The following is a 23,298-nucleotide window of genomic DNA, read 5'->3' as shown; positions in this document are numbered from 1 at the left end:
GCGTCCGGCTCAGGCGCGCGCCGCGTACCGGTGCTCCGGGCGCCCGGTGGCTCCGTAGCGAAGGCGCACCTCGACGACATCCCGAGCAGCCAGGGCAGCCAGATGCCGCTGCGCGGTGGCCCTGGAGATGCCGACGCGTTCGCCGACCTCGGCGGCCGAGGCCTCGCCGTCTCCGAGAGCGGCGAAGACGAGCTGCTCCGTCGCTGATCGCGACAGCGAGACGGGCTCGCCGGCGCCGTGCAGGATCGCGAGCGCACGATCCACGTCCTCCTGACGGAGCGGGCGGTCGCCGCTCACGAGGTTCCGGTAGCGCGCGAAGCGGTCGAGCAGGCCTGTGAGCGCCCGGCGCTCGAAGGGCTTGACGAGATATCCGACCGCCCCCGACCGCAGAGCGCGGCGCACGGTGGCGGCGTCGTCGGCCGCCGAGATGAGTATCGCGTCGACCCCGGCGTCGCGCACGAGGCCGATGCCGTCGCCGTCGGGGAGGAAGACATCGGCGAGGAGGAGGTCCGGTGACGACGAGCGGATGCTGTCTCTCGCCTCGGCGATCGAGCGCACAGGAGTCAGCGCCGTGTATCCGGGGTGATCGTCGACGATGCCCTGGTGGAGCTGCCCGACGCGGAAATCGTCGTCGAGGATGAGGACTCGCAGGGTTCCGGTCATGGCCGCTCCTTCAGTTCTGTCGAGGCTGGATCGACCGCGCCTCCGATGCGCGCCGCGAACACGGCGCCGCCGTCGGGGCCGCCAGGATCGATGACCCACAGGTCTCCGCCGCTGCGACGGGCGATCTCGCGGGAGAGCGGGATGCCCAGCCCGTGACCGTGCACCCGGTCGGAGTCGTCGTCGCGGCCCGATCCGGGAACGAGCGGATCGACGCCCGCGAGGCCGGCGCCCGAATCCGAGACGGTCACGACGAGCGCGTCGCCGTCGCCGAGCACGGCCACCTCGACCCAGCGCGGAGTCCGCTCGCCGGCCACGGCCGCGGTGACGGCGTTGTCGACGAGGTTGCCGAGCACGGCCGCGACGTCCTCGGCCGCGATCACGCTTCCGATCAGCTGCGTGTCCTCGGCGATGCGCAGAGCGACACCGCGCTCGCCGGCCTCGATGCCCTTGGCGCCCAGGAACGAGTGCAGGAAGGGGTCGGCGAGGAGCTCGAGTCCGGCGACGGGGAAGTTCACCGATCCGCGTCCGATCAGCTCCCCGAGGAAGGCCCGGGCGTCGGAGCCGCGGTCGGCGTCGATGAGCCCCGCCACCACGTGCATGCGATTCGCGAACTCGTGTCTCTGCACGCGCAGGGCGGCGGTCATCGTGCGCACGGTCTCCAGCCGCTCGGTCAGCGCGACGAGGTCGGTGCGATCCCGTACGATCAGCACGCGTCCCAGCGAGCGCCCGTCGCGCACCACCGGACGAGAATCGAGGTACAGCATCCGATCAGCCACGACCGTGCTCGATGCGCGGGGCGCTCCCGTCACCGCGTCGCGCACTGCCTGCGGGAGGTCGAGATCGGCCAGGCGGGCGCCGACGGGGGAGTCGAGTGCGAGCAGGCGGTCGGATGCGTCGTTGCTCACGCGCACCACGCCGCGCGTGTCGACCGCGAGCACTCCGTCGTCCACGCCGTTGAGCACCGCCGCCTGATTCTGCACGAGTGCGACGAGCTCTTCAGGCTGCACGCCGAGCGTGAGTCGCTCCCAGCGGCGGCGCAACAGCAGGAAGGCGAGCACGGCGATCGCCAGGGCACCTGCCGCCGTCGCGGCCATCAGGGTGAGCAGGGGTGGGAGGTCGTCGAAGACCCCGGCCCGCTCGAAGCCCACGCTGACCTCGCCGACCGGCGTGCCGCTGTCATCGCGCACAGGGACCTTCGCGCGGGCGGACTCGCCCAGAGTGCCCGTCTGCCAGTCCACGATCTCCTCGCCCTCCAGCACCTGCTGGTACGGGGTGCTGACCTCCTCGCCGATGCGGGACGGCGTGGGATGGGCGAGGCGGATGCCGTGATCGTCGGTGATCACGACGAACAGCGCGCCGGTGCGTGCCGCGACGCCGGACGCGATGCGCTGCAGGTCGCCGTCGCGGAGGGCGTCGGCATCCGGCGCCTGATCTGATGCCGAGATGCGGGAGACCTCGTCACGGACCTGCGGGTCCTCCGCCAGCGTGCGGGCGATGCCGAGCGCGGTCGATTCGGCGTCGGCGCGCAGCTGCTGCACGGCGAGCACCAGGTAGACACTGGTGCACAGCACGACGACGAGAACAACGGTGGCGAGGTGAAGCAGCAGGGCGCGCGTGGCGAAGCGCGGCCTCATCGACGTCGTCTTTCCGGGCACCGGTGCTCCTCTCGCGCAATATGCGCAGAACTCACGCTACGCGCACAACGGCCGGGAATGCGGGATACCGCACCCGGGGAGCGTCGATTCCCTAGTCTCTTCAGGATCCGTCATCGCCGACGGAGATACGACGAAGGAGTCAACGCATGCCTGATGCGCTCACCGGCCTGCTCTCGGCCGCCGACGAGGCGCCCACGTACGATGTGGCGTTCGTGCCACCGGAATGGGTGCTCGTCCTTCTCGGATTCACCATGGTCCTGGCGTTCATGACGCTCATCATGACCAAGCGGCTCACGCCCATGGTCGCCCTGATCCTCGTGCCGACGGCGTTCGGCCTGTTCGCGGGCGCCGGCCTCGGTCTGGGCGACATGATCCTCGACTCGATCGGCAAGATGGCGCCGACGGCTGCGCTGCTGATGTTCGCGATCATGTTCTTCGGGATCATGATCGACGTGGGCCTGTTCGACCCGCTCATCCGTGTGATCACACGCCTGCTCGGCGACGATCCGGCCAAGGTCGTTCTCGGCACGGCCATCCTCGCCGGGGCGGTGTCGCTCGACGGAGACGGCTCCACGACCTTCATCATCACGACCTCGGCGATGCTGCCGATCTACCTGCGTCTCGGAATGAGCCCGGTCGTCCTCACCTGCGTCGCCGGTCTCATGAACGGCACGCTGAACATCGTGCCGTGGGGCGGACCGACTGTTCGCGCGGCGACGGCTCTGGGACTGCAGCCGACCGACATCTTCGTGCCGATGCTGCCGGCGCTGGGCGCCGGGCTCGTCGTGACGCTGGGCTTCGCCTGGATCCTCGGCCTGCAGGAGCGCCGCCGTCTCGGGCGTCTCGACTCCGAAGGACTGCTCACGAGTGCCGACGGGGGCGCCCTGTCGACCGTGCCGAGGATCTTCCGCGGCGCAGAGCCCAAGCCGGGCGCGCGCGCCTCGCTGCACACGGGCAACGTCGTCGTGGTCGCCGGCGGTCACGGCCCGGTCGCCGCCGCGAGCGTCGACCCCGCAGACACCGCGATGGCCGACACGATGCTGGATCCGGCTCGCACCACGCTCCGTCCGAAGCTGATCTGGTTCAACCTGGTGCTCACCGTGGCCGTGATGGTGCTGCTGGTGCTCGACATCCTGCCGCTGCCCTACGTGTTCATGGTCGGTGCGGGTATCGCCCTCCTGCTCAACTTCCGCACCATCAAGGACCAGGCGTCCGAGATCGTCGCGCACGCCCCCAGCATCGTCGGCGTCGTCTCCATGGTCATCGCCGCCGGCGTCCTCGTGGGCGTGCTCACCGGCACCGGAATGGTCGACGCCATGGCGAACTGGATCACGAATGTGCTCCCGCCCGCTCTCGGACCGTTCCTCGCGCCCATCACCGGCATCCTGTCGATCCCGTTCACGTTCTTCATGTCGAACGACGCGTTCTACTACGGCATCCTGCCGGTGCTCTCGCAGAGCGCAGCGCACTTCGGGATCGACCCGGTCGAGATGGCGAGAGCGTCGATCACGGGCCAGCCCGTGCACCTGCAGAGCCCGCTCGTCCCCGCGATCCTGCTGCTGGTCTCGCTCGCGAGCGTGAACCTGGGCGACCATCACCGCAAGGTGCTGTGGCGCGCCGCGATCGTCTCGCTTGTGATGCTCGGCGTCGGCATGGTCACGGGCGCGATCCCGTTCTTCGTGGCGCAGTGAACGACGAAGAGGGATGCCGGACACCCGGCATCCCTCTTCGCGTGCGCTGATCAGATCGAGTAGTCGGGTGCGGCCAGCAGGTGCGCCAGGTTCTCGCCGGCGACGCGAGAGCGCGCCTTGGCGGGGATGCCGGTGAGCACCGAGTCGGCGGGGGCGTCCTTCGTGACAACGGCGTTCGCGCCGATCGCGGTACCCGCGCCGATCACGATGGGGCCGAGGATCTTCGCGCCGGCTCCGACGACGACGCCGTCTTCCAGCGTCGGGTGCCGTTTGCCGGAGTCGCGGGTGCGGCCGCCGAGCGTGACGCCGTGATAGAGCATCACGTCGTCGCCGATCTCCGCGGTCTCGCCGATCACCACGCCCATGCCGTGGTCGATGAAGAAGCGACGGCCGATGGTCGCGCCGGGGTGGATCTCGACCCCGGTCAGCCAGCGGCTGACCTGGGAGCCGAGGCGGGCGGGGAAGCGCAGTCCGCGCACCCACAGGGCGTGGTTCACCCGATGCGCCCAGATGGCGTGCAGACCGGGGTACAGGATCGCGATCTCGAGTCCGCCGCGGGCTGCGGGGTCGCGAAGCCGGGCGGATGCGACGTCCTCGCGCATCCGCCCGACCCACATCGGAAGGTGCATCAGTCCTCGCGAAGGTCCTCGAACAGCGCAGTGGAGAGGTAGCGCTCACCGGTGTCGGGGATGATCACGACGATCTTCTTGCCCGCGTTCTCGGGGCGGGCGGCGACCTGCAGCGCAGCCCAGGCGGCGGCGCCGCTGGAGATGCCGACGAGCAGGCCCTCGCGCGCGGCGAGTGCACGCGAGGTCGCCAGTGCGTCTTCGAACTCGACTGTCACGACCTCGTCGTAGACCGTGGTGTCGAGGATGGGCGGCACGAAGTTCGGGCCGATGCCCTGGATCTTCGCGGGCCCGGGCGTGCCCTGCGAGAGCAGCGGCGACGCGGTCGGCTCGACGGCGATGACCTGCACGCCGGGCTTGCGCTCCTTGAGCACCTGTCCGACACCGGTGATGGTGCCGCCAGTGCCGATGCCGGCGACGAAGATGTCGACCTCGCCGTCGGTGTCGCGCCAGATCTCCTCGGCGGTGGTCTCGCGGTGAATCTGCGCGTTGGCCGCGTTCTCGAACTGGTGGGCGAGGATCGCACCGGGGGTGTCGGCGGCGATGCGCTCGGCCTCGGCGACGGCGCCCTTCATGCCCACGGTGGGGTCCGTCAGTACGAGCTCGGCGCCGAACGCCTTCAGCAGGACTCGGCGCTCCTTCGACATGGATGCGGGCATGGTCAGGATGACCTTGTAGCCGCGGGCAGCTCCGACCAGCGACAGGGCGATGCCGGTGTTGCCGCTCGTGGCCTCGACGATCGTGCCGCCCGGCTTCAGCGAGCCGTCCTTCTCGGCTGCGTTGATGATCGCGATGCCGAGACGGTCCTTGACGCTGGAGCCGGGGTTGAAGTACTCGAGCTTCGCGAGGACCTCGGAGCCGAGGCCCTCGGTCACGTGGTTCAGACGGACCAGCGGCGTGTTGCCGAACGCGGTCGTGATGTCGGAATGGATGCCGGGCATGTGTGAGCCTTTCCAAGACGGGGTGACTGCCGCAAGCCTAGGGGAGCATGCTTTGCGCAGCGCATATGTGACGGACCGTTGCGCTCTACGCTGGAGAGCATGCCCGACACCACCATCGCCGCGCTCGTGCGCGCCGCCGCGCAGCGCCTCGCGGAGGCCGGCGTTCCCGATCCCCAGGTCGATGCGGAGCTTCTCGCGGCCCACGTCTTCGGCATCCGCCGTGGAGAGGTGCAGGCGGCGATCATCCGCGGCGACGCCGCGTCGGATGCCGATGCGGCGGCGTTCGAAGCCGTGATCGCTCGTCGCAGCGCCCGAGAGCCGCTTCAGCACATCACCGGCACCGCGCCGTTCCGTCACCTCGAGCTCGCGGTCGGACCCGGTGTCTTCGTGCCGCGACCCGAGACCGAGACGGTGGTGCAGTACGCGATCGACGCGCTGCTCAACGATGCCGAACCCGAGCCGATCGGCATCGATCTCGGCACGGGCAGCGGAGCGATCGCGCTCGCGATGGCGACCGAGGTGCCGCACGCTCGGGTGTACGCGGCCGAGCTGTCGCCCGACGCCTTCCCATGGGCGCAGCGCAACGCCGCCGGCGTCGACAACCTCACGCTGGTGAACGACGACCTGGCGCACGCGTTCCGCGAGCTCGACGGCACGGCATCCGTCGTCATCTCCAATCCGCCCTATGTGCCCGACGCGGCGATCCCTCGTGACCCCGAGGTGCGGCTGTTCGACCCGGCGATGGCCCTGTACGGGGGAGAGGACGGGCTGGACGTCGTCCGCATCCTCAGCACGAGGGGGCTCGAGCTCCTGCGCGCCGGCGGGCTGCTCGTGATCGAGCACGGCGAGCTGCAGGGCGAGCAGATCCGCAGCATCCTGACCGCCGACGGGTGGCGGGCAGCCGCCACGCACCGCGATCTCACCCTCCGCGACCGGGTGACGACCGCTCTGCGCCCGTGACCTGCGGTCGTACAGACGCCCACGACTAGAATCGACACGTCATGTCTTCCATCTTCGACTGCGGTGACGAGTCGCAGCTGCTCGCCGGTATGCGCCATGCGCGTCAGGCCATCAGCCGCGGTGAGCTCATCGTCATCCCCACCGACACCGTCTACGGCGTCGCGGCCGACGCGTTCTCGCCCACGGCCGTCCAGCGCCTCCTCGATGCGAAGGGCCGGGGGCGCGACCAGCCGCCGCCCGTGCTCATCGGCTCGCCCGAGACGCTCGTCGCTCTGGCGGAGAGCGTGCCGGAGCCCGTGCAGCGGCTGATCGACGCCTTCTGGCCGGGCGGCCTCACGATCGTGCTCCCCGCGCAGCCATCGCTGGTCTGGGACCTGGGTGAGACGAAGGGCACCGTCGCGGTGCGCATGCCGGAAGGGCGGGTCGCACTCGAGCTGCTGGCCGAGACGGGCCCCCTGGCGGTCTCCAGCGCGAACCTCACAGGTCATCCGGCCGCGGTCTCGGCCGCGGAGGCCGAGCAGATGCTGGGCGACAGCGTCGCGGTGTACCTCGACGGCGGACCCAGTGGAGAGGGCGTGGCGTCGACCATCATCGATGCCACCTCGCTCGTGACGCGCGGGGGAGAGGCGGATGCTCCTCAGGTCCGCATCCTGAGGCAGGGTGCGGTGAGCCGCGCCCAGCTCGAGGAGATCCTCGGCGACCTGCTCGAGCCGGAGTCCGCGCCCGCGCCCGAGGCGGACGGGGATTCGTGAAGCAGTACCTCTTCACGATCATCCTCACCGCCGCGATCACCTTCACGCTGACCGCGGTGGTGTGGCGTCTGAGCCTGCGGTTCAAGCTCTACCCGGGCATCCGCGAGCGCGACGTGCACAAGACCCCGACCCCCCGCCTCGGCGGAGTCGCGATCTTCCTCGGCATCGCGGCGGCCTTCGGCGTCTCCGCGGCGAACCCGTTCTTCTCGACGATCTGGATGCCGCCGCAGGCGATGTGGTCGATCCTCGCCGCGGCTCTCCTGATCGCGGTGATCGGAGTGGTCGACGACCTCTGGGACCTCGACTGGATGATCAAGCTGGGCGCCCAGTTCCTGGCGGCCGGCGTCATCACGATCGGCGGGGGACTGCAGATCCTCTCGCTGCCCTTCGGCGACATGCTCGTGTTCTCGAGCTGGCTCAGCATCACGATGACCATGTTCGCGATCGTGATCGTCATGAACGCGGTGAACTTCATCGACGGGCTGGACGGGCTGGTCGCGGGCGTCTGCCTGATCTCGAACGGCGTGTTCTTCGCCTACTCCTACATCGTCACCCGAGACACCGGCGCGTCGAGCTTCTTCAACCTCTCCACCTTTCTCGCCGCGGTGCTGATCGGAGCCTGCCTCGGCTTCCTCCCGATGAACTGGAGTCCCGCGAAGATCTTCATGGGCGACTCGGGCGCGCTCGTGCTCGGCCTGCTGATGGCGACCTCGGCCATCTCTCTGACCGGTCAGCTCGACCCGTCCGTCATCGACCCGGAGCGCATCGGGCGCTCCGGGCTCCTCGGCGCGTTCATCCCGATCCTCCTCCCGCTGCTCGTGGTGCTCCTGCCGCTGCTCGACTTCGGCCTCGCCGTGCTGCGGCGCATGAGCGCCGGACGGTCGCCGTTCTCACCCGACCGCAAGCACCTGCACCACCGGATGCTCGATCTCGGCCATCGCGACCGCGACGCCGTCCTGATCTTCTACGCCTGGACCGCCGTGATCTCGCTCGCGGTGCTGCTGATGTACGTCGGCGCGCGCGAGGACTGGCCAGGGCAGTACCTGCCCGGGGTCGGCTTCGGCGTCGTCGGCATCGCGGCCTGCCTCGTGATCACGCTCAACCCCACCCGCAGCCGCAAGAAGGCGGGTGCTGCGGCATCCGAGAGCACCGCCGCCCCAGACCAGAACACCGTGGAGCCCTGATGAGCCCGAGTCCCGTTTCCAGCACGCCGATCCTGCGGCGCACCCTGATCTGGTCGGCGGTGGCCACAGCTGTCCTCGCGGTGATCGCCGGGGTCGTCGGCTTCGTGGTCGCACAGGGCTCTGGCCTTGCCAGCGGCCTCCTGGGCGTTCTGATCGCGGCCCTGTTCCTCGCGATCACGGGCATCAGCATCCTCGTCGCCAACCGCTGGTACGGCGAGCCGCTGTACGTGCAGCTGTTCTTCGCGATCGTGCTCGGCGGATGGCTCGTCAAGCTCGGCGTCTTCTTCCTCGTGATGGTGCTCGTGAGCGGTCAGCCGTGGATCCATCCGACCGTGTTCCTGCTCTCGATCGTCGCCGGGGTGCTGATGTCGCTCGTGATCGACGTCGTCGTCCTGATGAGGATGCGTCTGCCCGTCGTGAGCGACGCGTCGCTGCCCACCGAGGTGCCGGAAGACCGTGCGCCGGGGGCTGCGAATCGTACTCCTGACAACGGTCCGGCGTCTTAGGCAACCCTCAGATTCTGATAGGGTTGACACGTGCCCGCCGCTCGTCCGCGAGCGCTTGCGCTGTGAAGCACACCGACCATCGTCGCCCCGGTTCTGACCGGTGCCCCGAAGCTGGAGCCCGCGCTGTTCAATCTTGCTGCGACCCTGATGCCCAAACTCGCCTCCGACGGCGAGTTCCACGGACCGTCGATCGATGAGTTCTTCCCGGATGCCGTCTTCCAGATCGGCACGCTGGTCATCCACCGCATCCACCTCATCCAGTTCCTGGCCACGGCGATCGTCGTGCTCGTCCTCTGGCTCGGCACGCGGAAGATGCGCGTCGTCCCCGGTCGCTTCCAGAGCGTCGTCGAGATGGGCCTGGACTTCGTCCGCGTGAACATCGCGGAGGATCTGCTGGGTCGCAAGGACGGGCGTCGGTTCCTGCCGATCCTGACCACGCTCTTCTTCATGATCCTGTTCATGAACCTCACGGGCATCATCCCGTTCCTGAACATCGCCGGCACGAGCATCATCGCCGTCCCTCTTCTGCTCGCGGTGATCAGCTACGTGACGTTCATCTACGCCGGCATCAAGAAGAGCCCCAAGAACTTCTTCAAGAACTCGCTGTTCCCCTCGGGCGTGCCGCCGTTCCTCTACATCATCGTCACGCCGCTCGAGATCATCTCGACCTTCATCATCCGGCCCGTCACGCTGACTCTCCGACTGCTGATGAACATGATCGTCGGGCACCTGATGCTCGTGCTGTTCTTCTCGGCGACGCAGTTCTTCGTGTTCACCCTCGGCAGCGGGTGGATCGCTCTCGGCGCCGGAACCCTCGCCTTCGGCTTCGCCTTCACCCTGTTCGAGGTCCTCGTGGCCTTCCTGCAGGCCTACGTCTTCACCATCCTCACCGCGGTCTACATCCAGCTCGCGGTCGCAGAAGAGCACTGAGCGGGTCGGCAACAACTGCCTTCCCACCCAACGAAAGGAAAAACCCGTGGACGCAACTACGGTTCTCGCTGAAATCTCCGGCAACATCGGCACCGTGGGCTACGGCCTCGCAGCCATCGGCCCGGCCATCGGCGTCGGCATCGTCGTCGGCAAGACGATCGAGGGTGTCGCCCGTCAGCCCGAGCTGGCCGGCCGCCTGCAGGTTCTGATGTGGATCGGTATCGCCTTCACCGAGGCGCTCGCCTTCATCGGCATCGCGACCTACTTCATCTTCCAGTCCTGACCGCCAGTTTCGATAAGGAGACAGGATGCTGAACGCTCTTGTCACGTCCGCTGCGGAGGAGGCGGGTCACAACCCGCTGCTCCCCGAGTGGTACGACATCATCTGGTCGGGCCTCTGCTTCATCATCATCCTGCTGGTGGTGTGGAAGGTCGCACTGCCCAAGATGTACGCACTGCTCGACGCGCGCTCTGCCGCGATCGAGGGGAACATCGCCAAGGCCGACGAGGCTCAGAAGCAGGCTGAGGCCGCGCTCGAGGAGTACACGCGTCAGCTCGCCGAGGCTCGCACCGAGGCCGGTGAGATCCGTGAGGCCGCCCGCGAGGACGGCAAGAAGATCGTCGCCGAGGCGAAGGATGCCGCGTCCGGTGAGGCCGCACGCATCACCGCGACCGCTCACACGCAGATCGAGGCCGAGCGTCAGGCTGCTCTGGTCTCGCTGCGCACCGAGGTCGGCTCGCTCGCTCTCGACCTCGCCGGCGGCGTGGTCGGCGAGACGCTCTCCGACGATGCTCGTGCGACCGCTGTCGTCGACCGGTTCCTCGCGGACCTCGAGGCGGCCAAGTAATGGGCAGCGCGACCACTCAGGCACTCGCGGCATCCACTCAGGCGCTTGCCGCGGCGTCGGGCGTCAGCATCGACACTGCGCGGGAGCTCTTCGCCGCAGCACGCGCCGTTGGCGACTCGTCGCATCTGAGCGGCGCGCTCGCTGACCCCTCGGCTCCGGCCGAGGCACGGCAGAACGTCGTGGCAGCGGTGTTCGGCGGATACTCGCAGAACGCGCAGAATGTTCTGCGGGCTGTCGTGGCCGAACGCTGGTCGTCGGCTGCCGAGCTCGTCGACGGCATCGAGGAGCTCGCGATCCGCGCCACGGCGATCGCAGACCCTCAGGCCGACATCGAGGCGGAACTGTTCGGTTTCTCCCGCGTGATCGCCGCGAATCCCGAGCTTGAGCTCGCCCTGGGCAGCAGCCTCGGAGGAGCAGACGCTCGGGGAGCTCTCGTCGAGCGTCTTCTCACCGACGGCGTCAGCGCCGGTTCGACCCTGATCGTCTCGTCGCTGGTTCGCCAGCCGCGCGAGCGTCGCATCCGCCAGCTGCTGAACCGCGCGATCAACATCGTGTCGGCTCAGCGCGGCCGCCGGGTCGCGACGGTGCACAGCGCAACGCCGCTCAGCGATGCGCAGCGCGCCCGTCTCGGTGCTGCTCTGTCGAGCCGCTATGAGGGCGAGGTCTCGCTGAACGTGGTCATCGACCCCACCGTGGTCGGAGGCCTGCGCGTGCAGATCGCCGATGACGTCATCGACGGAAGCATCTCCGCCCGACTCGCCGATCTTCGCCAGAAGCTCGTCGGCTAACACGACTTCGCGCGGGGAACCGCGCACCCAGATACAAAGGGAAGACAATGGCAGAACTATCGATCAGCCCCGACGTCATCCGTGACGCGCTGAAGGACTTCGCCGCAGCATACGAGCCCACAGGGGCCGCCGCGACCGAGGTCGGCACCGTCATCGACGCCGCTGATGGCATCGCGCACGTCGAAGGACTGCCCGGTGTCATGGCGAACGAGCTCGTCACCTTCGCCGACGGCACCAAGGGACTCGCGCTGAACCTCGACGAGCACGAGATCGGCGTGGTCGTCCTCGGCGACTTCACCGGCATCCAGGCCGGCATGGAGGTCACCCGCACCGGTGAGGTCCTCTCGGTCCCCGTCGGCGACGGCTACCTCGGCCGCGTCGTCGACCCCCTCGGCAACCCGATCGACGGCCTCGGCGCCATCGCGACCGAGGGCGTCCGCGAGCTCGAGCTCCAGGCACCCGGCGTTATGCAGCGCAAGTCGGTGCACGAGCCGATGCAGACCGGCATCAAGGCCATCGACGCGATGATCCCGGTCGGCCGTGGTCAGCGTCAGCTGATCATCGGCGACCGCCAGACCGGCAAGACGGCCATCGCGATCGACACGATCATCAACCAGAAGGCCAACTGGGAGTCGGGCGACGTCAACAAGCAGGTTCGCTGCATCTACGTCGCGATCGGCCAGAAGGGCTCGACCATCGCCTCGGTGAAGGGCGCGCTCGAAGAGGCCGGAGCTCTGGAGTACACCACGATCGTGGCGGCTCCGGCATCCGACCCCGCCGGCTTCAAGTACCTGGCTCCGTACACGGGCTCGGCCATCGGCCAGCACTGGATGTACGGCGGCAAGCACGTCCTCATCATCTTCGACGACCTGTCGAAGCAGGCCGAGGCCTACCGCGCCGTGTCCCTTCTGCTGCGCCGCCCGCCGGGCCGCGAGGCATACCCGGGTGACGTGTTCTACCTGCACTCCCGTCTGCTCGAGCGCTGCGCGAAGCTGTCCGACGAGCTCGGCGCGGGTTCGATGACCGGCCTGCCGATCATCGAGACCAAGGCGAACGACGTCTCGGCGTACATCCCGACCAACGTGATCTCGATCACCGACGGCCAGATCTTCCTCCAGTCCGACCTCTTCAACGCCAACCAGCGTCCTGCGGTCGACGTGGGTATCTCGGTCTCGCGAGTCGGTGGTGACGCTCAGGTCAAGTCGATCAAGAAGGTCTCCGGAACCTTGAAGCTGGAGCTCGCGCAGTACCGCTCGCTCGAGGCGTTCGCGATGTTCGCGTCCGACCTCGACCAGGCCTCGCGTCGTCAGCTCTCGCGCGGTGCGCGCCTGACTGAGCTGCTCAAGCAGCCCCAGTACTCGCCGTACCCCGTCGAGGAGCAGGTCGTCTCGATCTGGGCCGGAACCAACGGCAAGCTCGACTCGATCGAGGTCGAGGACGTGCTGCGCTTCGAGCGCGAGCTGCTCGACTACCTGCGTCGCAACACCAAGGTGCTCGACACCCTGCGCGAGACGAACGTCCTGGACGACGACACCGTCGCCGAGCTGAACAAGCAGACGGACGCGTTCATCCTGGAGTTCCAGGGCGGCAAGGGTCACGCGATCGGCGCCCCTGGTCACGAGGAGCACGCCGCAGCCGAGGCTGAGGACGTCAACCAGGAGAAGATCGTCAAGGGTCGTCGCGCGTAATCGCGCGAAGGTACTGATTCATGGGCGCTCAACTCAGGGTCTACAAGCAGAAGATCTCTTCTGCTCAGACGACCAAGAAGATCACGAAGGCGATGGAACTCATCGCGGCTTCGCGCATCCAGAAGGCGATGGCACGCGTCAAGGCGTCCAGCCCCTTCGCGCGTGCCGTGACGAGGGCCGTGTCCGCCGTCGCGACGCACTCGAACGTCGACCACCCGCTCACCCGCGAGCCCGAGAACATCCGCCGCTCCGCGGTCGTGATCTTCTCGTCCGACCGCGGTCTCGCAGGAGCCTTCAACTCGCAGATCCTCCGTGAGGGTCTCGAGGTGGCGGAGCTCCTGCGCTCGGAGGGCAGGGAGCCGGTGTTCTACCTCGTGGGCCGCAAGGCCGTCGGGTACTTCCAGTTCCGTCGCATCGCGTCAGCTGCGGAGTGGACCGGCGACACCGACACCCCGTCCTTCCACACCGCGGAGGAGATCTCGGCCACGCTGCTCGAGGCCTTCACCCGCGGGGGAGAGGCCGGTGGCGTCGACGAGATCCACCTCGTGTTCAACCGTTTCGTCAGCATGATGACGCAGGAGCCGGAGTCCGTGCGCCTGCTTCCGCTGGAGATCGCGGAGGCCGACGACTCGGAGGCCGGCAGCACCGTCTACCCGCTGTACGAGTTCGAGCCGGATGCCGAGACCGTTCTCGACGCGATCCTGCCGGTGTACATCCAGAGCCGCGTCTTCAACGCTCTCCTGCAGTCGTCCGCCGCCAAGCAGGCCGCGACGCAGAAGGCGATGAAGTCGGCCAGCGACAACGCCGACAAGCTCATCACCGACTACACCCGTCTGCGCAACAACGCGCGCCAGGCGGAGATCACGCAGCAGATCGCAGAGATCGTCGGCGGCGCCGACGCCCTCTCGTCGAGCAAATAGACCATCAGGAGAGAGACGAAAATGACCCCCACCGCCACGGCTGACAAGCCGGCGACCGCGGTCGCCGGGCGCGTCGCACGCGTCAACGGTCCGGTTGTCGATATCGAGTTCCCGCACGACTCGATCCCCGACATCTACAACGCGCTGAAGACCACGATCGCCATCGGCGACGAGTCCACCGAGATCACGCTCGAGGTCGCGCAGCACCTCGGCGACGACCTCGTCCGCGCCATCGCCCTCAAGCCGACCGACGGCATCGTCCGCGGCCAGGAGGTTCGCGACACCGGTGAGGCCATCTCGGTCCCCGTCGGCGACGTGACCAAGGGCAAGGTCTTCAACGTGATCGGCGAGGTCCTCAACGCCGAGCCCGGTGAGACGATCGAGGTGACCGAGCGCTGGCCCATCCACCGCAAGGCTCCCAACTTCGACCAGCTCGAGTCGAAGACGACGATGTTCGAGACGGGCATCAAGTCGATCGACCTCCTCACCCCCTACGTGCAGGGTGGAAAGATCGGCCTGTTCGGCGGTGCCGGTGTCGGCAAGACCGTCCTCATCCAGGAGATGATCCAGCGCGTCGCGCAGGACCACGGTGGTGTGTCGGTGTTCGCCGGTGTCGGCGAGCGCACCCGTGAGGGCAACGACCTGATCCACGAGATGGAGGAGGCGGGCGTCTTCGACAAGACCGCCCTCGTCTTCGGCCAGATGGACGAGCCGCCGGGGACGCGTCTGCGCGTCGCACTGTCGGCTCTGACGATGGCGGAGTACTTCCGCGACGTGCAGAAGCAGGACGTGCTGCTCTTCATCGACAACATCTTCCGCTTCACGCAGGCCGGCTCCGAGGTCTCCACGCTGCTGGGCCGCATGCCCTCCGCCGTGGGCTACCAGCCGAACCTGGCCGACGAGATGGGTCTCCTCCAGGAGCGCATCACGTCGACCCGCGGTCACTCGATCACCTCGCTGCAGGCGATCTACGTGCCGGCCGACGACTACACCGACCCGGCTCCGGCGACCACGTTCGCCCACCTCGACGCCACCACCGAGCTCTCTCGTGAGATCGCGTCGAAGGGTCTGTACCCGGCCATCGACCCGCTGACCTCGACGTCGCGCATCATGGACCCCCGCTACTTGGGCGAGGACCACTACCGCGTCGCCACCACGGTCAAGCAGATCCTCCAGAAGAACAAGGAGCTGCAGGAGATCATCGCCATCCTCGGTGTCGACGAGCTCTCCGAGGAAGACAAGATCGTCGTGGCCCGTGCCCGTCGCATCCAGCAGTTCCTCTCGCAGAACACCTACATGGCCAAGAAGTTCACGGGTGTCGAGGGCTCGACCGTCCCGCTCAAGGAGACCATCGAGTCGTTCGATGCGATCTGCCGCGGTGACTTCGACCACGTCGCCGAGCAGGCCTTCTTCAACGTGGGTGGCATCTCCGACGTCGAAGAGCAGTGGGCGAAGATCCAGAAGGAGAACGCCTGATCATGGCGCTGCATGTCAGCCTCGTCTCCGCCGAGGCGGAGGTCTGGACGGGAGAGGCGAGCCTCGTGGTCGCCAAGACCGTCGAGGGCGAGATCGGCTTCATGACCGGACACGAGCCGGTGCTGGCGATCCTCGCTGAAGGCCAGGTCCGTATCACCCAGGAAGACGGCACCAAGGTGCTGGCCAACGCTCAGGACGGATTCCTCTCCATGGAGGGGAACAACCTGACGATCGTGGCCGGCAACGCGGCACTCATCGCCTGATCCGATTTCCGTCCGAAGCGCAAGGTCCCCTCGGGGCCTTGCGCTTCGGCGTGTACCCGGAGGTCTCATGAAGATCCTGCTCCCTCCCTCGGAGACCAAGCATCCCGGCGGGTCCGGCGCACCTCTCGCCGTCGACGAGCTGGAGCTGCCCAGCCTCGCGGGGGAGCGCCACGCGGTCATCGACGCCCTCGTCGATCTGGCCGCCAACGAAGAGGCGGCCCGCAAGGTGCTCGGTCTCAGCCCGCGACAGGCGGGGGACGTGGAGCACAATCGGATGCTGCGCTCCGCAGCCACGATGCCGGCGGCCGATCGCTACACGGGTGTTCTCTACGACGCGCTCGATGCCGGCTCGCTGTCGGCAGCATCGCGACGTTGGCTCGGCGCCCATGTCTGGATCCACTCCGCACCTTTCGGCCCGGTCGGCGCTCTCGACGCGATTCCCGCCTATCGGCTCTCGGCAGGGACGTCACTGCCCGGTGTGCAGGCGCTCCGCCGCCACTGGGCGCAGGCCACGACGTCTGCGATCGCGGAGGAGTCTCCGTCGTTCGTCCTCGATCTCCGGAGCGAGGCGTATGTGGCGCTCGGTCCCGTTCCGGCATCCGTCCCCTCCGCCTATGTCCGCGTCGTCACCGCGCACGGGCGGGCGCTCAACCACTTCAACAAGAAGTCCAAAGGGCTTCTCGTGCGAGCACTCGCGGAGCAGCGTCCGCGGTTCGGCACGCTGAGAGGGCTGCGCGCGTGGGCGGCGACGAACGGCATCCTCTTCACCGATACCGATGAAGAGGGTGTTCTCGAGCTCGTCGTCGACGAATGACCCCGTGTAACGCGTAGGTAAATGCTTCGCGCGGCGTCGTTGCCTCCACTTTGGCGGTGTGGGAGAGTAGTGGGTGCTCGGCCCGGGCACGGGCCGCATTAGGAGGGAATTCCCATGTCTAACGATGCAACCGGTCCCGCGGATCCGACCAGCGGCGATCAGACCGGCGCGGCCAACGTGCCGCCGGCACCCCCCGCTGCTCCGTCTGCTCCCGTTCCGCCCGCTCAGGGTCAGCCCGCACCGGGCTACGGCCAGGCTCCGGGTTATGGTCAGCCCGCTCCGGCGTACGGTCAGCCCGCTCCTGGTTACGGTCAGCCGTTGCAGGGCGCTCCCGCTCCCGGCTACGGCGCACCCGCCGGCGCTCCTTACGGCGCTCAGCCGGGTTACGGTGCGGCAGTGCAGCCGAACATCACCATCAACCTCTGGCTGTCGGTGTTCTTCGGCTGGATCCCCGCGCTGATCTTCTTCCTCATCGAGAAGGACAAGGTCGCGCCCAACTACCAGCGCGCGAACGCGGCGAACCTGAACTTCCAGATCGTCCTCGCGATCGCCTACGCGGCGTGCGTGGTGCTGAGCTTCGTGATCATCGGCGCGTTCCTGCTGCCGCTGGTCAGCCTGGCGCAGCTGATCATCGGAATCATCCACGCGATCAACGTCCCGCCGCAGCTCGCGGCCGGCCAGGAGGGCAAGTTCTACCTGGCGCCCAACTGGGTCAAGTAGTTCTGTCCCGAGAAAGGCCTTCGACCCGCAGTCGGAGGCCTTTCTCGCGCTGAGCGCGGATCTGAGCGAGCGTCCGCCGATAGCATGGCCGATGCGGAGCGTGCTCCAATGCGGGGCGAGAGCCGCCCCCACGACCAGAGAAATGTGAGTCTCATGGGTTACGACGGATACGAGAGCGGCGCCTACGCGTTCCTCGGCATCTACTTCACCATCATCCTCATCAGCAGCGTGATCGGCTATGTGGTCGGCTCCTTCCTGATGATGAAGATCTTCGACAAGGCCGGCATCACGGACAGATGGCGTGCGTGGGTCCCTGTCTACAACACGATGATCTTCCTGAAGCTCGGCGACGTGAGTCCGTGGCTGCTCCTCTACTGCATCGGCGGAACGATCCTGCTCGCCTGGATCGGCATCGGCGTTCTCTTCGCCATCGCCATGCAGGTGCTGCTGATCCTGGCCGCGTGGCGTATCGGCCTCAAGCTGCAGAAGGACTCGGTATGGGTGGTTCTGTTCATCTTCCTCCCTGTCGTGTGGATGGCGATCGTGGCGTTCGACAGCTCGCGCTGGAATCCGAACATCGTGCCGGCCTCGTGGGCGGGTAACGGCTTCTTCGCCGACCGGACTGTCTGGCAGGGCGTGCCCGTGCAGGCAGGCGCAGCTCCGCAGGGATATGGTCAGCCCGGCTACGGCGCTCCGCAGGGCTATGGCGCTCCGCAGGGCTACGGCGCTCCGCAGGGCTACGGCGCTCCGCAGGGCTATGGCGCTCCGCAGGGCTACGGCCAGCCCGGTTACGGCCAGCCGGTTCCTCCGGCGCAGCCCGGATACGGCGCACCTCAGGGGTATGCGCAGCCGGGGTACGGTGCTCCTGTTCCTCCTGCGCAGCCGAGCTACGGTCAGCCCGCCGCGCCCCAGCCTCCCGTCTTCCCGCCGCGCGCCCCGCAGCCGCCGTCGGCCCCTCCGGCAGCACCCCAGCCGCCTGCGGCTCCGCCTGCGGCGCCCCAGCCTCCTGCTCCGCCGGTGCCGCCGGTCCCGCCGGCCGATCCGATGCAACCGCCGGCCTGAGCCGGTCTCTTCGCAGGGCCCTCGACTTCGGTCGAGGGCCCTGCGTCGTCACATGCGCCGTCCTGCGCGCGATAACGTGGGAGTCATGGTCATCACGCCGACGAGGGATCACGAGTCCACTACGATGTGTCTGTATCCTGAGGCCCCGAAGATCGCCGCAGGCAGTTCGGAGGCGGCACGTGGCTGAGACGACGACCAAGAGACGCGGCATCGATGCCGGGGGTCGGCGGTTCCAGCTCGAATGGGCCGGCGTCACAGACGTCGGCCTGCGCCGCGACACCAACCAGGACTCCTTCTTCGCGGAGTACCCGCTGTTCATCGTCGCCGACGGCATGGGCGGACACGCGGGGGGCGAGATCGCCAGTCAGCGCACGATCGCTCGTCTCGAGGCGCTGCTGGCCGAGGGCCAGGTGAACCGGCCGGGGATCGAAAGCGCTCTCGAGCTGGTGGTGGGGGACATCGCCGCCCACCCGGAGACGACCGACGAGGGCACGGGGACGACTCTGACGGGCGTGTTCCTCGAAGCAGACGGCGACGACCTGCACTGGGTGGCGCTCAACATCGGCGACTCCCGGGTGTATCTTCTGCGCGAAGGTCGTCTGGTGCAGGTGACGACCGACCATTCGGTCGTGCAGGAGCTGATCGCAGCCGGGAAGATCAGCCCGGATGAGGCCGAAGGCCATCCCTACAGCAACGTGATCACGAGGGCCGTCGGAGCGAGCGAGCTCACCGCGCCGGACTATGTCACGATCGACGTGCGCGCAGGTGATCGCTTCGTCATCTGCTCCGACGGTCTGACGAAGGAACTCACCGACTACGGCATCCAGCACTTCCTCAACGAGAACGCCGATCCCGGCGCAGCGGTCGACGCGATGCTCGCCGCCGCCTTGGAGAACGGCGGCAGGGACAACGTGACGCTCGTCATCGTGCAGGTCGCAGGCGACTCTTCCTCCACCGAAGAAACCTCTGAGCATTGACTCGTGATCCCCGGTGAAGTCTGGGGATAGCTTCAATCGGCGCTCGGTCGATGGTGTGCACTGATGGCATGGATTCTCTGCCGATCGCGATTCCCGCTGCGCCCGCCGACGTGAAGCGCCCCCCTGTGCCGTTCATGGCGGCGCTCGTCCCCGTGGCGGGCGGCGTGGTGATGTGGCTCGTCACGGGCTCGTTGTTCGCCCTGTGCTTCGCCGCACTCGGCCCGCTGATGATCGTGGCGTCGCTGATCGACGGTGCCAGGGCGCGTCGTCGGGCGCGTCGCGTCGCCGAGACGGAGAGCGAGGCGTCATGGGTGCGCGCTGAGGAAGAACTGCGCCGCAGGCACGACGAGGAGCGCGACCTGTGGATGCTGCGGCATCCGGACGCGGCCGGTGCGCTGCTGCGGCCGCCCTTGCGCGGTCCGGAAGGGGCGGATGCCAGCACTCTCCTGGTCGTCGGCAGAGGAGACGGGCGCAGTGAGATCCGCTCGTCCGGCGGCGACGGCGAACGGGCCAGGGCGTTCCAGGCCCGATGCCTGACACTCGAAGATGCGCCGATCGCCGTGGCCCTCGGCGGCGGCGTGTGCCTGCGTGGCGCCGAACCTGTCGTTCTGGCGGCGCTGCGAGCATTCGTTGTGCAGCTCTGTCTGAGATTCAGTGCGGCGCAGATCGCGATCGTCGGCGAGCGGACGCAGGAGTGGGGCATCGCCGGATTCGAGTCGGCGCGCCGCGATGCCATGCGCGTCGGCGTGGCGCGCATCGGCGATCCGCGACCGGCCGCCGAGGCCGTGCTCTGGGTCGGCGGCGTCTCGGACGAGGTACCCGAGGGTGTGACCACCGTACTCGACGTGAACGAGCCGAGGACGGCGTCGCTGCGCACTCCGCACGGGATCCACGAGGTGTCCGCCGAAGGGGTCTCGCTCGCGCAGACAGCGCTGGTCGCTGCAGCGAGGTCGGCATCTCAGGACGACATCGATGTGCTGCCGGTGTCCGTCGCGCTGAGCGAGTTGGTCCAGCATCCGTCGCGGGATGGCCTGCCCGCGGCGATCGGGCGGAACGAGCGCGATCAGGTCGTGCTCGACATCGTCGAAGACGGCCCGCATGCCATCGTCACCGGCACGACCGGCACGGGAAAGAGCGAGCTGCTGGTCTCGTGGGTCGCGGCGATGGCGGCGGTGCACGGACCGGAGCGGGTGCTGTTCGTGCTCGCCGACTTCAAGGGTGGCACAGCGTTCGAGCCGCTGCGGGAGCTGCCTCAGGTCGTCGCCGTGATCACCGACCTCGACGAGGCCGGTGCACGCAGGGGCGTGTCGAGTCTCACGGCCGAGCTCCGCCGACGCGAGGGCGTGCTGGCTGCGGCCGGCGTCCGGGATGTGCGCGACTCGACCCTGCCGAGGCTGGTGATCGTCGTCGATGAGTTCGCGGCGCTCCTCCAGGAGCATGCCGACCTCGGTGCCGTCTTCACCGACATCGCCGCGCGGGGGAGGGCGCTGGGGATGCATCTCGTGATCGGGACGCAGCGCGCTTCTGGGGTGATCCGCGATGCGCTCGCGGCCAACTGCCCTCTCCGAGTGAGCCTGCGCGTCGGCGATCCCGCCGACAGCCGACTGGTGATCGGCACGGATGCGGCCGCCGATCTGCCCGGTGGTGTCGCATCGCGAGGTCTCGCACTGGTCCGCCGCCCGCAGGACACGGAGCCGGTGGCCGTTCGCGTGGCGCTGACCGGCGCCGCGGATCTGCGAGGCGCGGCGCTGCGCTGGGCGGATGCGGATGTGGAGGCCGCGCAGAGTCCATGGCTGCCGGCGCTGCGGCCCCTGATCAGGCTGGAAGAGCTGACGGCCCCTGAGCCTGGGTGCCTGGTTGTGGGGCAGGCGGATGAGCCCGAACGGCAGCGCCAGCCTGTGCAGGCGCTCCGGGTCGGTGCGGAACGAGGGCTCGCAGTGCTCGGAGCCCCCGGTTCAGGGCGCACCTCGCTGCTGCGAATGCTCCGGCATCAGCACCCGGCGGCGCTCTGGATCCCCACAGACCCTGAAGCGGCCTGGGATGCCGTCGCCGCTCTGTCCGGCGGTCACGTGACGACGCCCGAACTCGTGCTGTGCGACGACATCGATGCCCTGCTGGCCGACCTCCCGGCCGAGCATGCGCAGGTGCTCACCCAACGGTGGGAGCAGCTCCTCCGCGGGCGGACGGGCACGACGTTCGTGCTCACAGCCGCCAGGGCGTCGGGGTCGGTCGGACGCCTGCTGGATGCTCTGCCTCGGCGTGCGCTGCTGCGCATGCCGAGCCGCGTGGAGCACCTGGCAGCCGGAGGAGAATCGGCAGGGTTCGACCGCGAGCGGCTGCCGGGGCGGGCGGTCATGGGAGAGCGCGAGGTCCAGATCGCCTGGGTCGACGAGGCCGGATCCGCGTCGAGCGGAGGAGCGACGCCCCCGAGCTGGGAGCCGACGGCGCGGCTCACGGCCGTGGTCACCGCCGGCCCGCATGCCGTCGCCCGCGCGCTGCAGGAGGCGTACCCGGGGTGCGAGGTCGTGGTCGCCCCGACAATGCCGTCCGACTCCGCACGACCGGCGATCGTCGTCGCCGACTCCGACACCTGGCAGCGCAGCTGGCAGCTCTGGCAGCAGATCAGGGCGCAGGGCGAGGTCCTCATCCGGGCCGAGAACCCGGCAGATCTGCGGCAGCTCGCGGGCGTCCGCGAGACGCCGCCGTTCGCCCGGCTGCACGCCGGCCGGGTCTGGTCGCTGCGCGGAGACGGGCAGCCGCGACGCGCCGTCCTCTCGGCCCTGACGCCCCGCTGAGCGGCTGACCGGTGCGGCCGTCAGAGAAGCGGGCTGATGCGTATGGCGCCCACTTCGCGATCCCCGCCGTGCACGGCGAGCGGCAGCGCGGCGAAGAGCGAGTCGACATCGGCCGCCTGCAGTGCTCCTGCGTACGAGAGCAGGGTCGCGGCGACCAGGGTGCCGACGCGCGTGGAGCCGTCGAGTGTCTTGAGCACGACCGTGGTGCCGTCAGGCGCCACCATGACCATGATCCCCTCCGCGCCGTACTTCGCGAACACGCCGAGCTTCTCGATCGCCATGGTGTCGGGGCGCCCAGGTCCCTCGATCGTCCAGGGATTCTCGCGGACGGCTCGGACGAGTGAACCGGCCACACGGTGCAGGGCGAAGGGCGAGCGCTCCGACGCGCTGCCGATCCGGTGGATCGCCCTGGCCAGTCCGGTCAGCGTGATCGCGTGCACGGGGGCGCCGCATCCGTCGATCGCAGTGTGCGCGACCTTCTCGCCGCTGAGCCGCTCGACGACCTCGCGAATATGAAGCTGCAGGGGGTGCGCAGGGTCGAGATAGCCGTCGGTCGGCCAGCCGGTCGCGACGCAGGCGCGCAGCATCGCGGCGTGCTTGCCGGAGCAGCCCATGCGGATGCGCGTCGGCGCGCCGTGTTCGCGGACCATCTCATCGCGCGTCGCGGAGTCCGTGGGCCACGAAGGAGGGCAGCCCAGGTCATCTTCGTTCAAGCCGCCCTGGGTCAGGATGTCGCGGACGACGGCGGCATGCCGATCGGTGCCGACATGACTGGCCGTCGAGATGGCGAGCTGCTCGCCTTCGAGCGGCGCCCCCGCCGTGATGCAGGCGACGGCCTGAAGCGGCTTCAGGCTGGACCGGGGGAGTATCAGAGCGTCCGCATTCCCGTGGCGAGCGAGGATCTCCCCGTCGGAGGAGAGGACGACGGCGGCTCCCGCATGGCGGGATTCGACGAATCCGCTCCGTTCGACGACCGCGAGTTCGACAGCATCCTGAATGGTGAAAGTCTCCAGCACCTGCCAAGACTACCGGCCCTGTC

Annotated in this window: 23 protein-coding genes; 18 read left to right on the top strand and 5 right to left on the bottom strand. The window is 68.5% G+C overall.

Annotation, left to right across the window (positions count from 1 at the left end; translation table 11 throughout):
* Window positions 1–9: 9 nt before the first annotated feature.
* Entirely contained in the window at window positions 10–663 is a 654-nt protein-coding gene (locus tag RS84_RS16815) for a response regulator (RefSeq protein ID WP_045258885.1), read from the bottom strand.
* A complete protein-coding gene (locus tag RS84_RS16810; protein ID WP_321163042.1) occupies window positions 660–2,318 on the bottom strand; it encodes an ATP-binding protein in 1,659 nt (552 codons plus the stop codon). The genes RS84_RS16815 and RS84_RS16810 overlap by 4 nt, the downstream gene beginning before the upstream one ends.
* Before the next feature lie 146 nt (window positions 2,319–2,464).
* Between RS84_RS16810 and RS84_RS16805 the strand changes: the two genes are divergently transcribed.
* Window positions 2,465–4,009, top strand: a complete 1,545-nt coding sequence (locus RS84_RS16805) for a CitMHS family transporter (protein ID WP_045258884.1) — start codon at window positions 2,465–2,467, stop codon at window positions 4,007–4,009.
* A 50-nt stretch (window positions 4,010–4,059) separates the two neighbouring features.
* Here the strand turns inward: RS84_RS16805 and epsC are convergent, their stop codons facing one another.
* Complete coding sequence (gene epsC / locus RS84_RS16800) at window positions 4,060–4,638, bottom strand: serine O-acetyltransferase EpsC (protein WP_045258883.1); 579 nt, start codon at window positions 4,636–4,638, stop codon at window positions 4,060–4,062.
* Window positions 4,638–5,576 carry a cysteine synthase A gene (gene cysK, locus RS84_RS16795; protein WP_045258882.1) on the bottom strand — a complete coding sequence of 313 codons (939 nt, stop codon included), beginning with the start codon at window positions 5,574–5,576 and terminating at the stop codon, window positions 4,638–4,640. The genes epsC and cysK overlap by 1 nt, the downstream gene beginning before the upstream one ends.
* 99 nt (window positions 5,577–5,675) lie before the next feature.
* Between cysK and prmC the strand changes: the two genes are divergently transcribed.
* The 17 genes from prmC to RS84_RS16710 all read left to right on the top strand — a co-directional run bounded on the left by prmC (window position 5,676) and on the right by RS84_RS16710 (window position 22,259).
* Window positions 5,676–6,536, top strand: a complete 861-nt coding sequence (gene prmC / locus RS84_RS16790) for a peptide chain release factor N(5)-glutamine methyltransferase (protein ID WP_045258881.1) — start codon at window positions 5,676–5,678, stop codon at window positions 6,534–6,536.
* A gap of 41 nt (window positions 6,537–6,577) precedes the next feature.
* Window positions 6,578–7,288 carry an L-threonylcarbamoyladenylate synthase gene (locus RS84_RS16785; protein ID WP_045258880.1) on the top strand — a complete coding sequence of 237 codons (711 nt, stop codon included), beginning with the start codon at window positions 6,578–6,580 and terminating at the stop codon, window positions 7,286–7,288.
* Window positions 7,285–8,472: a glycosyltransferase family 4 protein gene (locus tag RS84_RS16780; RefSeq protein ID WP_045258879.1), complete on the top strand. Its 1,188-nt coding sequence runs from the start codon at window positions 7,285–7,287 to the stop codon at window positions 8,470–8,472. The genes RS84_RS16785 and RS84_RS16780 overlap by 4 nt, the downstream gene beginning before the upstream one ends.
* A complete protein-coding gene (locus tag RS84_RS16775; RefSeq protein WP_045258878.1) occupies window positions 8,472–8,978 on the top strand; it encodes a hypothetical protein in 507 nt (168 codons plus the stop codon). The genes RS84_RS16780 and RS84_RS16775 overlap by 1 nt, the downstream gene beginning before the upstream one ends.
* A 147-nt stretch (window positions 8,979–9,125) precedes the next feature.
* Window positions 9,126–9,908, top strand: coding sequence for a F0F1 ATP synthase subunit A (atpB, locus tag RS84_RS16770; protein WP_082062240.1), 783 nt, complete (start codon window positions 9,126–9,128; stop codon window positions 9,906–9,908).
* Between the two features lie 46 nt (window positions 9,909–9,954).
* Window positions 9,955–10,191 (top strand): ATP synthase F0 subunit C, encoded by a 237-nt coding sequence (atpE, locus tag RS84_RS16765; protein WP_045258877.1) that lies wholly within the window; start codon window positions 9,955–9,957, stop codon window positions 10,189–10,191.
* A 25-nt stretch (window positions 10,192–10,216) separates the two neighbouring features.
* A complete protein-coding gene (locus RS84_RS16760) occupies window positions 10,217–10,756 on the top strand; it encodes a F0F1 ATP synthase subunit B (protein WP_045258876.1) in 540 nt (179 codons plus the stop codon).
* Entirely contained in the window at window positions 10,756–11,544 is a 789-nt protein-coding gene (locus tag RS84_RS16755; protein WP_045258875.1) for a F0F1 ATP synthase subunit delta, read from the top strand. The genes RS84_RS16760 and RS84_RS16755 overlap by 1 nt, the downstream gene beginning before the upstream one ends.
* 47 nt (window positions 11,545–11,591) lie before the next feature.
* Entirely contained in the window at window positions 11,592–13,232 is a 1,641-nt protein-coding gene (gene atpA, locus RS84_RS16750) for a F0F1 ATP synthase subunit alpha (RefSeq protein WP_045258874.1), read from the top strand.
* A 20-nt stretch (window positions 13,233–13,252) separates the two neighbouring features.
* Window positions 13,253–14,152, top strand: coding sequence for a F0F1 ATP synthase subunit gamma (locus RS84_RS16745; RefSeq protein WP_045258873.1), 900 nt, complete (start codon window positions 13,253–13,255; stop codon window positions 14,150–14,152).
* A gap of 21 nt (window positions 14,153–14,173) precedes the next feature.
* Window positions 14,174–15,628: a F0F1 ATP synthase subunit beta gene (gene atpD, locus RS84_RS16740; protein WP_045258872.1), complete on the top strand. Its 1,455-nt coding sequence runs from the start codon at window positions 14,174–14,176 to the stop codon at window positions 15,626–15,628.
* Between the two features lie 2 nt (window positions 15,629–15,630).
* Window positions 15,631–15,891: a F0F1 ATP synthase subunit epsilon gene (locus RS84_RS16735; RefSeq protein ID WP_045258871.1), complete on the top strand. Its 261-nt coding sequence runs from the start codon at window positions 15,631–15,633 to the stop codon at window positions 15,889–15,891.
* Between the two features lie 67 nt (window positions 15,892–15,958).
* Window positions 15,959–16,705: a YaaA family protein gene (locus tag RS84_RS16730; protein ID WP_045258870.1), complete on the top strand. Its 747-nt coding sequence runs from the start codon at window positions 15,959–15,961 to the stop codon at window positions 16,703–16,705.
* Between the two features lie 114 nt (window positions 16,706–16,819).
* Window positions 16,820–17,425: a DUF4870 domain-containing protein gene (locus RS84_RS19755; protein WP_052676417.1), complete on the top strand. Its 606-nt coding sequence runs from the start codon at window positions 16,820–16,822 to the stop codon at window positions 17,423–17,425.
* Between the two features lie 153 nt (window positions 17,426–17,578).
* Window positions 17,579–18,487, top strand: a complete 909-nt coding sequence (locus tag RS84_RS19750; protein WP_052676416.1) for a DUF5684 domain-containing protein — start codon at window positions 17,579–17,581, stop codon at window positions 18,485–18,487.
* 179 nt (window positions 18,488–18,666) lie between these two features.
* Window positions 18,667–19,464: a PP2C family protein-serine/threonine phosphatase gene (locus tag RS84_RS16715; protein WP_045258869.1), complete on the top strand. Its 798-nt coding sequence runs from the start codon at window positions 18,667–18,669 to the stop codon at window positions 19,462–19,464.
* A 68-nt stretch (window positions 19,465–19,532) separates the two neighbouring features.
* Entirely contained in the window at window positions 19,533–22,259 is a 2,727-nt protein-coding gene (locus RS84_RS16710; RefSeq protein ID WP_052676415.1) for an FtsK/SpoIIIE domain-containing protein, read from the top strand.
* 20 nt (window positions 22,260–22,279) lie between these two features.
* On the opposite strand, the gene RS84_RS16705 is transcribed toward RS84_RS16710, so the two are convergent.
* Window positions 22,280–23,275, bottom strand: coding sequence for an asparaginase (locus tag RS84_RS16705; protein ID WP_045258867.1), 996 nt, complete (start codon window positions 23,273–23,275; stop codon window positions 22,280–22,282).
* Window positions 23,276–23,298: the final 23 nt, after the last annotated feature.

It is taken from the genome of Microbacterium hydrocarbonoxydans, from assembly GCF_000956475.1.
Taxonomy (GTDB): domain Bacteria; phylum Actinomycetota; class Actinomycetes; order Actinomycetales; family Microbacteriaceae; genus Microbacterium; species Microbacterium hydrocarbonoxydans_A.
The sequence above is the reverse complement of the archived record's forward strand: the minus strand, read 5'-3'. Positions and strand labels throughout refer to the sequence as shown.

Bases quoted from the DNA above. Each gene is read 5' to 3' on its own strand.
- RS84_RS16815 (WP_045258885.1), bottom strand. From the start codon at position 663: ATGACCGGAACCCTGCGAGTCCTCATCCTCGACGACGATTTCCGCGTC.
- RS84_RS16805 (WP_045258884.1), top strand. From the start codon at position 2,465: ATGCCTGATGCGCTCACCGGCCTGCTCTCGGCCGCCGACGAGGCGCCC.
- epsC (WP_045258883.1), bottom strand. From the start codon at position 4,638: ATGCACCTTCCGATGTGGGTCGGGCGGATGCGCGAGGACGTCGCATCC.
- cysK (WP_045258882.1), bottom strand. From the start codon at position 5,576: ATGCCCGGCATCCATTCCGACATCACGACCGCGTTCGGCAACACGCCG.
- prmC (WP_045258881.1), top strand. From the start codon at position 5,676: ATGCCCGACACCACCATCGCCGCGCTCGTGCGCGCCGCCGCGCAGCGC.
- RS84_RS16785 (WP_045258880.1), top strand. From the start codon at position 6,578: ATGTCTTCCATCTTCGACTGCGGTGACGAGTCGCAGCTGCTCGCCGGT.
- RS84_RS16775 (WP_045258878.1), top strand. From the start codon at position 8,472: ATGAGCCCGAGTCCCGTTTCCAGCACGCCGATCCTGCGGCGCACCCTG.
- atpB (WP_082062240.1), top strand. From the start codon at position 9,126: ATGCCCAAACTCGCCTCCGACGGCGAGTTCCACGGACCGTCGATCGAT.
- RS84_RS16760 (WP_045258876.1), top strand. From the start codon at position 10,217: ATGCTGAACGCTCTTGTCACGTCCGCTGCGGAGGAGGCGGGTCACAAC.
- RS84_RS16755 (WP_045258875.1), top strand. From the start codon at position 10,756: ATGGGCAGCGCGACCACTCAGGCACTCGCGGCATCCACTCAGGCGCTT.
- atpA (WP_045258874.1), top strand. From the start codon at position 11,592: ATGGCAGAACTATCGATCAGCCCCGACGTCATCCGTGACGCGCTGAAG.
- RS84_RS16745 (WP_045258873.1), top strand. From the start codon at position 13,253: ATGGGCGCTCAACTCAGGGTCTACAAGCAGAAGATCTCTTCTGCTCAG.
- atpD (WP_045258872.1), top strand. From the start codon at position 14,174: ATGACCCCCACCGCCACGGCTGACAAGCCGGCGACCGCGGTCGCCGGG.
- RS84_RS16735 (WP_045258871.1), top strand. From the start codon at position 15,631: ATGGCGCTGCATGTCAGCCTCGTCTCCGCCGAGGCGGAGGTCTGGACG.
- RS84_RS16730 (WP_045258870.1), top strand. From the start codon at position 15,959: ATGAAGATCCTGCTCCCTCCCTCGGAGACCAAGCATCCCGGCGGGTCC.
- RS84_RS19755 (WP_052676417.1), top strand. From the start codon at position 16,820: ATGTCTAACGATGCAACCGGTCCCGCGGATCCGACCAGCGGCGATCAG.
- RS84_RS19750 (WP_052676416.1), top strand. From the start codon at position 17,579: ATGGGTTACGACGGATACGAGAGCGGCGCCTACGCGTTCCTCGGCATC.
- RS84_RS16710 (WP_052676415.1), top strand. From the start codon at position 19,533: ATGGATTCTCTGCCGATCGCGATTCCCGCTGCGCCCGCCGACGTGAAG.